The following is a 15043-nucleotide window of genomic DNA, read 5'->3' as shown; positions in this document are numbered from 1 at the left end:
GTCCTATGTGGACTAGTCCATGGCCACTGTTGTGGAATCTATTACCTGCTCCATCGGTGCGGTTTCAGATTCGGTTCCTGTTGGCTGCTGTGGTGCATTGGGATCCACCCAAAGATCGCCTTGTGCTTCTTTTGGATTGGCTGGAGTTGTTCCTCCCAATGTTAACACGTAACTGGCCACCTGGGCTATTTCGGCTGGCTTCAGGCTTTGCTTCCAAGCGACCATCCCTTTACCGTCACGACCTCCTTCGGAAATGGTATGGAAAACATTTTTGATGCCCCCACCCAAAATCCAATACTCATCGGTCAGGTTAGGTCCAATACCACCGCCACCATCGGCCATGTGACAAGCCACACAATTGCTCTGGAATATTTTCTCACCAGCACTCAAATCCGAAGCATCGGAAAGGAATTCCACGGTATTTACATCCACAAGATCCTTGGCTGTTTTTTTGTATTCATCTATGGCCAATTGGGCTGCTGCCACTTCTTGCTCATACTCCAATTTTTGGTCGTAATCGCCCACAATATGGAAACGCACCAAGTAGATCACGGCAAAGATCATGGTACCATAGAACAGGTACACCCACCACGGAGGGAGTACGTTGTCCAACTCGCGGATACCATCGTAGTTATGGTCGAGAATGATCTCGCCTTCCCTTTCAATGGAACGGCTTCGGGTCAATTTAGACATGACATTCTTGGCCCATTTCCACTCGAATTTCTTGTTCTTGGCAGCAAGATATTTTTCCTTGCCTTCTGCAGAAAGCGTTTGGAACATAATGTTCTCAATGGAACTCAAGATCAGCTCAATGGCAATCAAGATCATCAAGACCAAGAGCATAAAAAACTGCGTAATGGGGTATTCGATGATGGCTGGTTTATCTCCAGAGTCTATAAAGTATTCCATCAATCCGAAGATCAAAAAGAATAGTACGGGTACGCGTATCCACCAGGGTGTTCTTGTGCTCATAGTTTTATAGTTTGTTTTGTTGATCGTTGTCTTCCAAAGGCAGTTCGCCCATCTCTTTGATGTGTTCCTTGGTGGCGGTCAGTACCCACCATCCCAACAGGACAAAAAATACAAAGAAGATTAGCAGGGAAATCATCGGGTAATTGGCTACTCCGTCAATGGTTTCCATATGGTTCTTTACGAATTTCAACATGGTTATGTTAGATTTTAGATATCAGAACCAAGACATAAGACCTTTCTGCCTTGATTGTTTTTGTCTTGGTTCTTGATTCATGATTCATGATTCTTTTTTAACTCGTTACTTTTCAGATGACAGTTCTGCCGATCCTTTGATCTTAATGTCCGTACCCAATCGTTGCAGGTAAGCAATGAGGGATACAATCTCACGATCGCGCATTTCAACAAAATCCTGACCGTTCTCCGCGGCATATTTTTTGTCCGCTTCATAAGTTTTCACAAACTCTGGATCGGAGTACAGGTTTTGCTCAATTTGCTCTGCTTGGGCCGCCATGCTCTGTGATGCGTTGGCAATATCTTCCTCTGTGTAGGGAACTCCCAATTTTACCATGGTTTCCATTTTGGCCTGAACACCACTGCGATCATGTTGGTCCGTCACCAACCATTTATAGGAAGGCATGATGGAACCTGCAGATGTACTTTGGGGATCGTACATGTGGTTCAAGTGCCAGTTATCGGAATACTTACCACCTACCCTAAGCAAATCGGGTCCGGTACGCTTACTACCCCACAAGAATGGGTGGTCGTAAACAAACTCCCCTGCTTTGGCATATTCGCCATAACGTTCCACTTCGCTTCGGAAAGGTCTGATCATTTGGGAGTGACATCCCACACAACCTTCTCTGATATAAAGGTCACGTCCTTCCAACTCCAAAGGAGTATAAGGTTTTACACTGGAAATCGTCGGAATATTGGATTTCACCAAGATGGTCGGAATAATCTGTACGATACCTCCGATCAAGATGGCGATAGTGGCCAAAATGGTCAACTGAACCGGTTTTCTTTCCAACCAGTTGTGGAAGGTTTCTCCGGCCACACGCCTTTTGGATACCCTGTCCAAAGCTGGAGCTTCTGCCAATTCGTCCTCAACCCTGGATCCGGCTTTAATGGTCATCACCACGTTGTACAACAACACGAACATTCCCAAAATATAAAGGCTACCTCCAATGGCCCTCATCCAATACATAGGGATGATCTGGGATACGGTTTCCAAGAAGTTACCATAAACCAAGGTGCCATCCGGGTTGAAATCTTTCCACATCAAGGCTTGGGTAAACCCTGCCACATACATGGGTAGGGCATACAAGATAATACCCAAGGTACCGATCCAAAAATGGAAGTTGGCCAATCCTTTGGAGTGGAGGTTTGTTTTGAACATACGAGGTACCAACCAATATATCATTCCAAAGGTCAAAAAACCGTTCCAAGCCAAGGCACCTACGTGCACGTGGGCAATGATCCAGTCACTGAAGTGGGCTATCGCATTCACGTTTTTAAGGGAAAGCATTGGGCCTTCAAAAGTGGCCATACCATAACCGGTAATGGCAACCACCATGAACTTAAGCGTTGCATCACTTCGTACTTTGTCCCAAACCCCTCTCAATGTCAAAAGACCGTTGATCATACCACCCCAGGAAGGAGCGATCAACATCACGGAGAAAACTACACCTAGGTTCTGTGCCCAATCTGGCAAAGCAGAATACAACAAGTGGTGAGGACCTGCCCAGATGTAGATAAAGATCAAGGACCAGAAGTGGACTATGGATAACCTATAGGAATAGATGGGCCTGTTGGCCGCTTTGGGCACAAAATAGTACATCAATCCCAAAAAGGGAGTGGTCAAAAAGAACGCCACCGCGTTGTGACCATACCACCATTGTACCAAGGCATCTTGTACACCGGCATAAACGGAATAACTTTTCAATGCCGATACCGGTAACTCCAAGCTGTTGAAAATATGGAGTACCGCTACGGTAACAAAGGTTGCCAGATAGAACCAAATGGCCACATAAAGGTGTCTTTGTCTCCTCTTCAGGATGGTTCCGATCATGTTCCAGCCGAATACCACCCAGACTACGGCGATAGCCAAGTCAATGGGCCATTCCAACTCTGCATATTCCTTGGAAGTTGTATAACCCAAGGGCAAAGTCAATGCCGCGGCCACAATGATCAACTGCCAGCCCCAAAAATTGATGTTGCTCAGCACATCACTAAACATACGGGCCTTTAGCAACCGTTGTAGGGAGTAATAGACCCCTGCAAAAATGGCGTTACCCACAAATGCAAAGATCACCGCATTGGTATGCAACGGACGCAAGCGGCCAAAACTCAACCACGGAATTCCATCCGTAACATTAGGGAATAAAAACATAAAGGCCAACAAGAGACCTACCGACATACCCACTACGCCCCAGAGAATGGTGGCGTATAAGAACTTTTGCACGATTTTGTTATCGTAGCGGAACTGTTGTATTTCCATATTTATTGGTTTGTACTATTCTTGTTTGATTTTTGATTATTCAGGTTTGAATTGTCCTTGTCCTTGACAATCTCGTCTTCAAAAAGCATGCGAACGGAAGGAGTGTACGTATCATCATACTGCCCACTTTTGACCGACAGTACGAAGGCCGCAAAAAAAGCCACGGCCACTGTGACACTTATGGCCAACAACACATAAATAACGCTCATACCTACCTTAATTTGATGGTAAAACTACTGCTATGCCCTACTTCAAAAAATGACATTTATCAGATTTCAATATTTTTTAATCCCTTGCCCAAATAATTTGTCGCCACCGTGGTAAATACCACAATACTGATGGAACTCAAGGGCATCAATATGGCCGCGATCACAGGCTGCAACTGCCCTGTTACGGCAAAGTACAATCCCACTACATTATAGCAGAGGGACAGTAAAAAACTCATTTTAATGATCTTTACGGCACCTTTGGACAACTTGATGAACCTGGGCAACAACTTTATTTTGGAAGCATCCAAAATTCCATCACAGGCCGGAGAAAACACATTGATGTTCTCCGAAACCGCAATGCCTACATCACTTTGGGCCAATGCCCCGGCATCATTCAATCCATCACCTACCATTAAAACCGAATGTTTTTTTTGGAGTTCCTTGATGTACTCTAACTTATCTTCTGGTTTTTGGTTGAATGCCATTTTGGTCTTTTTGGGTAAGATGTTTTCGAGAATGGGTCGTTCCCCGTCATTATCCCCGGAAAGCACACCCAAATCCATCTCGGTCGAAAGCGTTTCAAAAATCTCACCCAGGCCTTTTCGGTAGGTATTCTTAAAGACAAATCGGCCTTTTACATCCTCATCAGCGCTTACGTAAACAGCGGTACTGGTCATGGATGGCGAAGCTTCTTTGCCCACATAACTGGCGGAACCTACTTTTATAGAATGCTCCTTAACCCTGCCTTCAATGCCTTTTCCTGTATGTTCCTGGAATTCATCCAAGGTCATGATGGCATTCGATTTTAAAATATCGTACAAGGAACGGCTCAAAGGATGGTTGGATGCCCGCAACGTAGTCTTCAAAAGAGCGGTCTCCTCATCTGTCAAGGCCATACCTTCATACACAATGGCTTCCTTTTGATTGGTGGTAAGGGTACCCGTTTTATCGAAAATGGCGGTATCGATTTTAGCCAATCGTTCAATAACATTGGCATTTTTAAGATAGAATTTGTGCTTGCCAAAAATGCGAAGGATATTTCCCAAAGTGAATGGCGCCGCCAAGGCTATGGCACATGGACAGGCAATGATCAAGACCGAAGTGAACACATTCATGGCCATGCTGGGCAAATAGATCATCCAAAAAACAGTGGCCAAGGTGGCAATGGACAAAACCGCGATGGTAAATCGTTTTCCTATGCTATCCGTAAGTGATTGGAAATGGCTCACCTTATCTTTGGAGAATACCGAGTTGCCCCACAATTGTGTCAGGTAACTTTGAGAAACCGTCTTGAGCACTTCCACCTCTAGCACATCTCCCAATTGTTTGCCCCCAGCGAACAATTTTTCTCCCGATTCCCTAAAAACGGCCTCGGACTCGCCTGTCACAAAACTATAATCGATTTCGGCATTGCCCTTGATCAAGATTCCATCCACGGGAATGATCTCATGACTACGGATCAAGATCCGATCACCTACTTCAACATTATAAATCTGTACATTTTCTTCCTCCCCGGATGTATTCAATCGGGTAACGGCAATGGGAAAATAGGATTTATAATCGCGTTCAAAGGAAAGATAGGCATAGGTACGCTGTTGGAAGAATTTGCCCAACAGCAGAAAAAACACCAATCCCGTTAAGCTATCAAAAAAACCGGAGCCCAAATCGAACACAATATCAACGGTACTGCGAAGAAACAGGGCAAGGATACCCAAGGCAATGGGCACATCAATATTCAACATTTTGGAACGCAGTCCTTTGTATGCGGAAATGAAGTAATCCTGACCCGCATAAAATACCACTGGCAGGGAAAAGGCGAACATCAACCAACGGAAGACCACTTTGTACTGGTCCAGCCAAAATTCCTGCACCTCAAAATATTCAGGGAAGGAAAACAGCATCACATTCCCGAAGGCAAACCCAGCCACACCCAATTTGTAGATCAGGGAGCGATCCACTTTTTTACCCTTTTTGTTGTATTCCTCCAACGAGATATAGGGTTCATAACCGATGCTGCCTAAAAGCAGCACCAAAGCTTTCAAAGAAAAATCGTCTGTTTTATAGGTAACCCGGATGGTTTTTTGGGGAAAATCTACTTGGGAGACCGTAATGGCCGAATGTAGGCGGTTTAGGTTTTCCAAAACCCAAATACAGGAACTGCAATGTATGGTGGGAATACTCAAACTCACCACCTGAACTCCTTCCTCATTGAATTCCACCAGTTTTTCCACGATTTCCTGGTTGTCCAAAAAATCGTATTTCTTGCGGATCTCGTTAGGGGTGGTTCCAGCTTTGGCCTCTATTTCATAATACGTGGCCAGTCCGTTGGATGTAAAAATCTCGTAAACGGTCTTGCAACCATTGCAACAAAAATCTTTATCATCAAACCGAACCCCATGGTTCCCACAATCGTCCCCACAGTGATAACAGGTTGAGTCTGCCATTATACATTTGCTTTACCTAACGCAAAATTGGGATAGTCTGCCCCTTAAAAATATGATATTTATCAGTAAATTGTGGTCACTATTCTCTTAATTTTGTTCAATCAGGTAAACTAAAACAGTATGGAAAGCAGATGTGAAAATTGTATCATTAGACAATTTAACTCGCTCCGGGCCATGAGCAAGGAAGAGTTAAAGCATGTATCTGATTCCAAGGTTACAAAGACCGTTAAAAAAGGGGAGGCCCTTTTTGAGGAAGGCGATAAACTCAATGGTGTGTATTGCGTTCGCAACGGTATTTCCAAGCTTTCCAAACTAAGTGCCAACGGTAAGGACCAGATTGTAAAATTGGCCACCAAAGGTGAGGTTCTTGGGCAACGCTCCGTGATTGCCGAAGAGAGCACCAACCTTTCCGCCATTGCGGTGCAGGACATGGAGGTGTGCTTTATTCCAAAGGAAAGTATTACCAATACCCTTCAGAAAAACCCCAATTTTACCTTGGAGGTGCTGCGCCATATGGCCCACGATCTTAAGGAAGCCGATGACGTAATCGTGAACATTTCCCAAAAAACGGTGAAACAACGTATTGCCGAAGCTTTCCTTTATTTAAAGAACAACTTTGGGGAAGATGAGCAAGGTTTCTTGGCCTTGACACTCTCCAGGGAAGACATTTCCAATGTGGTGGGTACCGCGACCGAATCCGCCATCCGTATCATTTCCGAATTCAAAAAGAAAGGGCTTATCCACACATCCGGTAAAAAAATCGGCATTAAGGATGAGCGCAAATTGATGGAAATGGTAGATGGTTTTTAAGCCCTGTTTCCAAACCTGACAATTGTCATAGAATCCCCCTCCCCATAGGTTTAATTTTATCGCATCATATTCTTAGTCAGATGCAAAAGATTTTAATACCTACGGATTTTTCGGAAAACGCATGGAATGCCATCGACTATGCCATGCAATTGTTCCGCAACAAACGTTGTACTTTTTATCTACTCAATACCTACACCCCGGTGATTCCGAGTAGCCGTTTTATGGCGAAAATGGTGGATGGCGTTCGTATTGTTGATGCGGTGAGGGAGAGTTCTGAACGAGGATTACAGAAAACCGTTGCCCGTATAAAAAGTAAGTATGGTAATCCCAACCATACGTTTGAGACAATTTCTTCCTTCAATCTGTTGATGGAAGAAGTAAAAGATATTGTGGAGACCTTGGGCATCCATTTAGTGGTAACAGGAACCAAGGGAGCTTCGGGTGTGGATGAAGTTTTTATGGGAAGCAATACGGTGCGTATCATCAAGAGCACCAAAAAATGCCCCATTTTGGCCATCCCCTATAATTTTGAATTTGTAACCCCTTCGGAGATTGCCTTTGCCACCGATTTCAATAGGTTTTATACCACTTCTGAGCTATCTCCTTTACTGGAAATGGCCAAAATGTTCAAAGCCACCATTCGGATAGTCCATGTACAATATGGGATAAAAGCCCTATCTGAACTGCAACAGTTCAACCTGAACATGTTGAGAAGGTATTTGGGCGATGTGGAACATTATGTGCATACCGTTTCCGAACTTAACTCCGTTTCCCACACTTTGGAGATGTTCTCCAAAGAGCTGGACATCCATTTGTTGGCCCTGCTGAATTATCAGCACAGCTATATGGAAAAAATGACCAGGGAACCTATCATCAAAAGAACGGCGTTCCATACGCAGATTCCCTTGTTGGTGATTCCGGAATTGGGCATGGAAGGCATTTCCATCGAAGAGGAACAGGAAGAGGAACAAAAGATGGAATCCCATCATTAATTGAGCGTCCCTTCCTATCTTTAAGCCCGGATTTTGTATTGTCAAATCCGGGCTTAATTTTTTATCATGACCAAGCAAGACCTTATCGACTGCCACGAACGGATAAAACCTTTTATCCACATTACCCCTGTGCTTACTTCCCGATTGATCAATGAAATGGTAGGCGCGCAACTCTATTTCAAGTGTGAAAACTTCCAAAGGATGGGCGCTTTTAAAATGCGTGGGGCAGCCAACGCCATCATGCAACTTACGGCGGAACAAAAAAAGAACGGAGTGGTAACACATTCCTCGGGCAATTTTGCCCAGGCTCTTTCCTTGGCGGCACAAGGCTTGGGAGTGAAGGCCTATATTGTGATGCCCAATACCGCTCCACAAGTAAAAAAGGACGCGGTTAGAGGTTATGGCGGCATGGTGATAGAATGTGAGCCTACTTTGGAAGCACGGGAACGCGAATCCAAAAGTATTGAAGACCGATATGGGGCTACTTTTATACACCCATCCAATGACGACCAGGTTATTTTAGGACAGGGTACCGCTTGTGTGGAATTGTTGGAGACCCAACCTGATCTTGATTATGTGGTGACCCCTGTTGGTGGTGGCGGATTGATTGCAGGCACGGCCCTTGCAGCCCATTATTTTGGGAAGCATTGCAAAACGATTGGGGGCGAACCCTTGGCTTGTGACGATGCATACCGATCGCTAATGAGCGGCCAAATTGAAACCAATGAAACGGCCAATACCATTGCGGATGGTTTAAAAACCCAGTTGGGCGACCGTAATTTTCCCCTCATTTTGAAATATGTGGATGAAATCATCAGGGTAACGGAAGAGGAGATCATTGTCGCCATGCACCTTATTTGGGAACGACTCAAAATTGTATGTGAACCTTCCAGTGCCGTTGCCTTGGCTGCAGTATTACAACAAAAAGAAAAATTTGCCAGAAAAAATATAGGCATCATCATTTCCGGTGGAAATGTTGATCTGTCCCAACTGCCTTTTTAAAATAGGGGGGATTTCTATTTTGGGAAATGCAGGATGAAGGTGGTCCCTACATCCTTTTTACTTTTCACCTCAATTTTACCATCCATGGCCTCCACTTGGGTCTTCACCAAATAAAGTCCCAATCCCTTACCTTCGGTGGCACCGCTCAACCTTCCATACATGTCGAAGATCTTGCGTTCCTTTTCCGGGGTCAGTTCAATTCCGATACCATTGTCGGAAACCCTTAGGATCACTTCCGTTTCTGTATCTTCTGTGGAAAGTTTTATGAGAGGTCGTTCATCTTCTTGGGAATAATGCAATGCATTGATAATGAGGTTGTAAAAAATATTGCTGAAATAACTTTTTATCCCTTTGATGACTTCAACTTGAGAAAAATTGGTCTGGATGATAGCCTTTTTCTTTTCAATCTCATCGAACAACAGACCGTCCACATCTTTCATGACCTCCTTCAACCTGACTTCCTTAAACTGTTCCTTGTCCACCCGTTTTAAGGACAAGGAAAGGTTCAGGTCTTTTATGGTCTGATCCAACGCCTCAGTGGTATGTTCAATTTTTTTCATGATGTCGTCATTCATGTCATGGATTCCCCAGTCATAAATCTTACACAACATCAACAAATTGGAAATGGGACCCCTTAAATTATGGGATATGATCCTTACAAAGTTTTGTAGTTCGTTGTTCTGTTGAACCACCTGTTGATTGGTCAAGACATCTTTGGTAACATCCTGCGTAGTTCCCGACATACGGATAGGCACACCGTTTTCATTGAAATAAGGCTTTCCTTTTTGATGCAGGTAGCGTATTTCATCTTTGTTCACTATAATACGATGCACAATGTCATGAAGCACATTTTTATTGATGCTGCGCTCCACGTCTTCATTAAAGGCCAGTTTGTCCTCTGGGTGGACAATACTCATTACGGCATCATAATTGGCTTCAAATTGCCCTGGTATCTGCCCAAAAATGTGGTACAACTGGTCGGACCAAGTAATCTCATCCTTTTCCATATCCCAATGCCAGTGGCCCAAATTGGTCATTTCTTGAGCTTCTCGATATTTTTGTTGGCTATCTTCCAACTGATGGATGTTGTTCACCTCTTGGGTCACATCTTTCTGCCAGATACAACAACCGATCACGTTGCCCGTGCTATCCATAAAAGGTTGGAATTTGAACTCATGAATGACCGTACTACCGTTCTGTGAAAAGGTATGTTCCGAAGAGGTGGCATATCTATTCAGGGCCTTTTCGCATCCCTTTTCACACGGACTGAAGAATACGCCCTTACCATAAATGGTGCGAAGATCCATCCCCTTGGCGGCATCGCCCAAATGCTCATCCCTCAATCTTTGTTCGAATGAGGTATTGAAAGCGGTTAACTTGTAATCGTTATCCATTGCCCACACAACGTCACCTCTATCCTCAACAATTTCTATCTTGTTATGAATAAGTATCTGTTTTTCTTTCACTGTTCAAAATGTTGAATTTCAGCTTTTGGACTATGGAAATTTACAAATCTTTGACTTATTATTTGTAGGAACCCTGAAGGTAATCCTCCAAGTGGGCAATCTGCAAAGGCTTGGTAATGAATTCCTTTACATATTTTTTATATTTCTTCGCCTCTTCCTTGTCGGCATCGGATTCCGAAGAGGTTACAAGCAACACTTCATTGGATTCGGGGAAATCTTCGAGCATCATGAATTCCAAGAATTCGAAACCACTCATTTCCGGCATGTTGATGTCCAATAGGATCAATGTTTTTGTATTGGGGTTTTCCCTAAACCGAAGATCGTCAAGGGCCAGTTCAGGATTGGTAAAGCTCTTCACCCTATCTTCCATCCCCATCCTTCTAAAATGGATTGCATTCACCGTGTTTACTAGATCTTCGTCATCTACCAAATAAATTTCCTTGTACATAGTGTCTGGCAAAAATAAATTAAGTTAGTTTTTAGTTTGAGTGCGCTAAATATCGATAAAAAAACGATAGTTGACAGAAAGTACAACTCCAAATTCAATATTTTATTGCAAAATTGAATAGGTAAACAAACTCTATTTACTTCTACCCCCAAGGTTTCATAACGATACTCGAAAGTAAAAAACCGTCAGTTTATCGTGGTTTCCCGAAAATTGCTGATATAGGAGCACACAACGATTAAAGATATTTATTTTTTTTCATAAAATAATACACATAATTCAATATTTTTCATTTTTATATCGATTTATTACGAATATCTGAATTAAAATAATTGGTTTTGTAAGAACAATTTATGCGTTTCAAGCTTTACTTCTCTTTCTTAAAATCCATTTTTTGAAAACCAACACCATTAGAAAAACCATGATTTAAAGTCTTATATTAACATTTAAGACATTAATTATTAATTGCTTAACTACATTTTTTCACTATTATACAACAAAATAATGCTATCCATCAAGCCTTTATCTACTTTCAAATAAGTAATATTTTACTTACATATTCTGTAGAATTATGAAAATCAGACCCGTTGGTATTGTGTGGTTGTTGCTTTTCGGCACTTCGTTCCTATTCTCCCAAGTTAAAATTGGGGAGAACCTGCAGGCTATTGACCCATCATCCCTGTTAGAACTGGAAAGCACACAACGAGCCTTGGTCCTGACCAGGGTAAGCACTGCCCAAATGAATACCATAACACCACTTCATGGAGCACTCGTCTACAATACGGATTCCAATTGTATATATGTTTTTAATGGGCAGGACTGGAAAAGCCTTTGTGATAACGGTAGACAAACCAATACCTTGGTACAACGGGCAGAATCCATAGTAATAGCCAGTAACGGGCAAAATCAATTTACAACACCACAGACTATTACCGATATCCATAAAATAGATGTATACCGAAATGGCATTAAAATAAATTTCACTGCCATTGGGACGAACATCATCCAATTGGAACCCAATGTAGTCTGTTTTGATAACGACGAAATCAAGATTGTTCAACTCCTCTAAACTTATAATACATGTAATCAGCAATTAATTAAACACCTATCATTATGAAGACTTCAACAATTTCTAAAATCACTTTCCTGTGCTCAGCACTGTTCTATTTTGGTGCCGTACAAGCCCAACAGACCTCAGGGGATGTCACCAAAAATGCTGACATTGTTCCCGGAACCACGACAACCGGCGGATCGGTTCGCGTTGTAGACAATAAAGGTACCATCAAGTACCTTCAAACCCAAAATGGCATTACAATGCTTTCCAACACTACCAACAATGTTACCACGACTACTTGGCAATTGGGCGGCACTTTGACCGATGATACCTTCATTGATGTGGACGGAAACGTATTCGGATTGGATGGAATTGATTTGATCTCTTCGGAAACCGCTTCTACCGATGCTACAACGGGTTCCGACCATGGAACCGGAACCGGGTACACCATTCTGGTTCGTGATGAGGCCACTGGGGCCATCAAAAAACTTTTGGCCGCGGACCTTAACCTAATCCAAAGTGGTCATGAGAGCTTTACCGCAACTGCCGGGCAAACAGCTTATGCCTTAACAGGTAGTCCCACGCTCCCCGCGTACAGTCAGGTTTGGGTGTACCGCAATGGCGCTAAATTATTGGCCAATGTGGATTATACCATCGCATCCTCAACGGTTACTTTGGTTCCTGGCGGAAGTGCCCCGAACGATTGGGCGGTTTATGCAGGGGATGTTATTGAAGTGCAGTACGTTAAATAACATACGCTTTCCTGAACAAATTTAAGCCTAGCTCTTAATCTTGATGCCAGGCAATTTCCCCTTGCAAAAACGGGATCAGACCCCAATAATCCATTGTCTATGAAGGTATTCCTTACCCTAAAAACAATCATCGTCTTCGCATTCCTTCTCGGTCTGTGCGAGATGGCCCATGGTCAGGAACACCGGAGTATCGACAATAAGGGAACCAAAATAACGGTAAGGAACACTACTACAAATATTGGAAGTGCAACCCCATCAAATCCCGTATTGAACGATATTTGGTTTGATACGTCGGATGCGGACCGACAAGTGGTAAAAATTTGGAATGGCTCCGCTTGGGCCGCATTGACTTTTACGGGAATTCCCGGTTCCGTCTTCTTTGCTGGCTCGGATGGCATACCCACCCAGGATAATGATCAACTTTTTTGGGACAATAGCAACAAACGATTGGGCATTGGCACTTCAACCCCCAGCCAGTCCCTAGATGTGGAAGGTTATGCAAGAATCGGCAGTCTTGATTATGCAAGCAGTTCCGATGAAATCGTCAAGGTAGATTCCGGCGGAATACTACACACCTCCAAGGTAAATTATGGAGGCCGATGGACCAACACCAATACAACAACCAACCTCAACGTGGATGGTACGGTGGTGCCCATTTTCGGTTCCAACACTTATGTGGACGATGGCACCAATCTGTATGAAGTTAGTGGCAACACGCTGGTTGTGAAAGAGGCAGGCAGATATGACATCAGACTGAACGTAGCACTCTTGGGCATTGATGATAGTGCCCTCAATCTCAACGAATTTGACACCAATGTATACGTCCGGATTGCCATAAACGGAACTCCAGCGAGTGCTTATGGGGCATCTGGCCATATCAGTTTTAATAATGGACAACGGGAAGCCAGTGTGCATTTAAGTGAAATTTTGCAACTGAGCGCCAGTGATGTCATTTCCATTTTGGCCTACCGGGAAGCCAACATTGGCACCGTCCGGTTGAACGGTAGTGGGAGTTCCAGTTTTGTGATCAATAAATTACGCTGATGTCATGAAAAAAGGATGGATACTTTTCTTCATGATAGGTTTCTTATTTGTGAACGCACAGGAAGGCACCCGAAATTGGGGCATGCTCAAGATTCATGATCAAGGTAGTTTGGGTTTTCATTCCAATTTGATCAACGATGGGGTTTTTGATGACAACCAGGGACTTGCCGGATTTTACAACGATGGCTCGTTGAGCCTTTCTGGGCTGTTCCCTCCTGTTTTTCAGGATGTGGAACTGTTGGCCGACAATGGATTGGAACTTCAGGTTTCGATGGCGTTGACCAACAATATGAACTTTATTCTGGGCGATGTGGGAACCCGTTCGGATCCTTTTGTTTCCTTGCAGTTTCTTTCTGATACATTCCACACGGGATCACAAAATCTATCCAAAGTGGATGGACTTGCATCTGTTTCCAACAAGCAAAACTTTATTTTTCCCGTTGGCGATGCCGAACAATTGAGGCCCTTGATCATCAACTCGGAAGGCGTCAACAGCACTGCCCAGTGTATTTATTTCTTCGGAAATGCCAACGATGCAGGTTTCTTGACTTCCGTTTTCGACAATACCATTTTAGAAAACATCAGTGACCAAGAGTTTTGGCAGTTGGAAGGCTCGGTCCCCTCCACCATTCAAATTTCCTGGAACAATCGCAGTCAACTTTCCCTGATCACCGATCAAGTGGAAGCCGTTACCATTGTAGGGTGGAGTAAGGCCCAAAACCAATGGGTCAATTTAGGGGACTCAGCCGTTGGCGACCTTAATCAGGGGTTTGCCGCCTCAGCTTCTTTTGTTCCGAACGATTATGAGGTCCTAACCTTTGGATCATTACACTTACCTGAAATTTTTCCGGATTTGGGCAATCATCTTCTTACCCCCAATGGTGATGGGGTCAACGATTTTCTTCATTTTGAAGAACTCGCTCAATCCCTGAACAACCGTGTCCTCATTTTTGACCGCAATGGCCTACTCGTATTTGAAAAGAAAAACTACACCAACGAATTCAATGGCTTTGCCAACACAGGAGATTTGGTCATTAGTAGAAGCAGTGGGCTACCCTCTGGGGTCTATTTTTATCTAGTGGATATGGATGACTTGAAATTAGAATACCAAGGGTATCTGTATTTAGCGAGGGATTAAGCCAAAGAACTATCAGCTCATTACAAGGCATAAAAAAAGCTCCCGAAAAAGGAGCTTCTATCTTTGGTGCGGATGACAGGAATCGAACCTGCACACCTTGCGGCACTAGATCCTAAGTCTAGCGTGTCTACCAGTTCCACCACATCCGCGGAAAGGAGTGCAAATATAAATCAATTTTCCGATTTGCAAATCTGATACCTTTAAAAACTTGTTTTTTG

At 43.5% G+C, this 15043-nt stretch carries 14 protein-coding genes and 1 tRNA gene; 7 read left to right on the top strand and 8 right to left on the bottom strand.

Going from position 1 to position 15043, the window contains the following annotated elements; all coding sequences use genetic code 11:
- Positions 1-12: 12 nt before the first annotated feature.
- The 5 genes from LKX84_RS09430 to LKX84_RS09410 form a co-directional block, all read right to left on the bottom strand.
- Positions 13-972, bottom strand: coding sequence for a cbb3-type cytochrome c oxidase N-terminal domain-containing protein (locus LKX84_RS09430; RefSeq protein ID WP_228236918.1), 960 nt, complete (start codon positions 970-972; stop codon positions 13-15).
- 4 nt (positions 973-976) lie between these two features.
- Complete coding sequence (locus tag LKX84_RS09425) at positions 977-1165, bottom strand: CcoQ/FixQ family Cbb3-type cytochrome c oxidase assembly chaperone (protein ID WP_228236917.1); 189 nt, start codon at positions 1163-1165, stop codon at positions 977-979.
- 105 nt (positions 1166-1270) lie between these two features.
- A complete protein-coding gene (ccoN, locus tag LKX84_RS09420; protein WP_228236916.1) occupies positions 1271-3469 on the bottom strand; it encodes a cytochrome-c oxidase, cbb3-type subunit I in 2199 nt (732 codons plus the stop codon).
- Between the two features lie 2 nt (positions 3470-3471).
- Positions 3472-3678 carry a cbb3-type cytochrome oxidase assembly protein CcoS gene (ccoS, locus tag LKX84_RS09415; RefSeq protein WP_228236915.1) on the bottom strand — a complete coding sequence of 69 codons (207 nt, stop codon included), beginning with the start codon at positions 3676-3678 and terminating at the stop codon, positions 3472-3474.
- Between the two features lie 59 nt (positions 3679-3737).
- Complete coding sequence (locus LKX84_RS09410) at positions 3738-6122, bottom strand: heavy metal translocating P-type ATPase (RefSeq protein WP_228236914.1); 2385 nt, start codon at positions 6120-6122, stop codon at positions 3738-3740.
- Between the two features lie 120 nt (positions 6123-6242).
- On the opposite strand from LKX84_RS09410, the gene LKX84_RS09405 reads away from it, so the two are divergent.
- The 3 genes from LKX84_RS09405 (at position 6243) to LKX84_RS09395 (ending at position 8926) form a co-directional block, all read left to right on the top strand.
- The gene (locus tag LKX84_RS09405; protein WP_228236913.1) at positions 6243-6932 is read left to right on the top strand and encodes a Crp/Fnr family transcriptional regulator; all 690 of its coding nucleotides are present in this window, start codon (positions 6243-6245) and stop codon (positions 6930-6932) included.
- Between the two features lie 80 nt (positions 6933-7012).
- Positions 7013-7924 carry a universal stress protein gene (locus LKX84_RS09400; protein WP_228236912.1) on the top strand — a complete coding sequence of 304 codons (912 nt, stop codon included), beginning with the start codon at positions 7013-7015 and terminating at the stop codon, positions 7922-7924.
- Positions 7925-7990: 66 nt separating this feature from the next.
- Entirely contained in the window at positions 7991-8926 is a 936-nt protein-coding gene (locus LKX84_RS09395; protein WP_228236911.1) for a threonine/serine dehydratase, read from the top strand.
- 14 nt (positions 8927-8940) lie between these two features.
- Here LKX84_RS09395 and LKX84_RS09390 read toward each other — a convergent pair whose 3' ends face one another.
- A complete protein-coding gene (locus LKX84_RS09390) occupies positions 8941-10392 on the bottom strand; it encodes a sensor histidine kinase (RefSeq protein ID WP_228236910.1) in 1452 nt (483 codons plus the stop codon).
- Between the two features lie 58 nt (positions 10393-10450).
- Positions 10451-10840, bottom strand: coding sequence for a two-component system response regulator (locus LKX84_RS09385; RefSeq protein ID WP_228236909.1), 390 nt, complete (start codon positions 10838-10840; stop codon positions 10451-10453).
- A 568-nt stretch (positions 10841-11408) separates the two neighbouring features.
- On the opposite strand from LKX84_RS09385, the gene LKX84_RS09380 reads away from it, so the two are divergent.
- The 4 genes from LKX84_RS09380 (at position 11409) to LKX84_RS09365 (ending at position 14825) form a co-directional block, all read left to right on the top strand.
- A complete protein-coding gene (locus tag LKX84_RS09380) occupies positions 11409-11906 on the top strand; it encodes a hypothetical protein (RefSeq protein ID WP_228236908.1) in 498 nt (165 codons plus the stop codon).
- A 44-nt stretch (positions 11907-11950) separates the two neighbouring features.
- Positions 11951-12643: a hypothetical protein gene (locus LKX84_RS09375; RefSeq protein ID WP_228236907.1), complete on the top strand. Its 693-nt coding sequence runs from the start codon at positions 11951-11953 to the stop codon at positions 12641-12643.
- Positions 12644-12742: 99 nt separating this feature from the next.
- Positions 12743-13687 (top strand): hypothetical protein, encoded by a 945-nt coding sequence (locus LKX84_RS09370; RefSeq protein ID WP_228236906.1) that lies wholly within the window; start codon positions 12743-12745, stop codon positions 13685-13687.
- Positions 13688-13691: 4 nt separating this feature from the next.
- A complete protein-coding gene (locus tag LKX84_RS09365) occupies positions 13692-14825 on the top strand; it encodes a gliding motility-associated C-terminal domain-containing protein (protein WP_228236905.1) in 1134 nt (377 codons plus the stop codon).
- 64 nt (positions 14826-14889) lie between these two features.
- Here the strand turns inward: LKX84_RS09365 and LKX84_RS09360 are convergent.
- Positions 14890-14974, bottom strand: a tRNA-Leu gene (locus tag LKX84_RS09360).
- Positions 14975-15043: the final 69 nt, after the last annotated feature.

It is taken from the genome of Allomuricauda sp. M10, from assembly GCF_020782875.1.
Classification (GTDB): domain Bacteria; phylum Bacteroidota; class Bacteroidia; order Flavobacteriales; family Flavobacteriaceae; genus Flagellimonas.
This window is presented reverse-complemented; position numbering and strand designations above follow the sequence as displayed.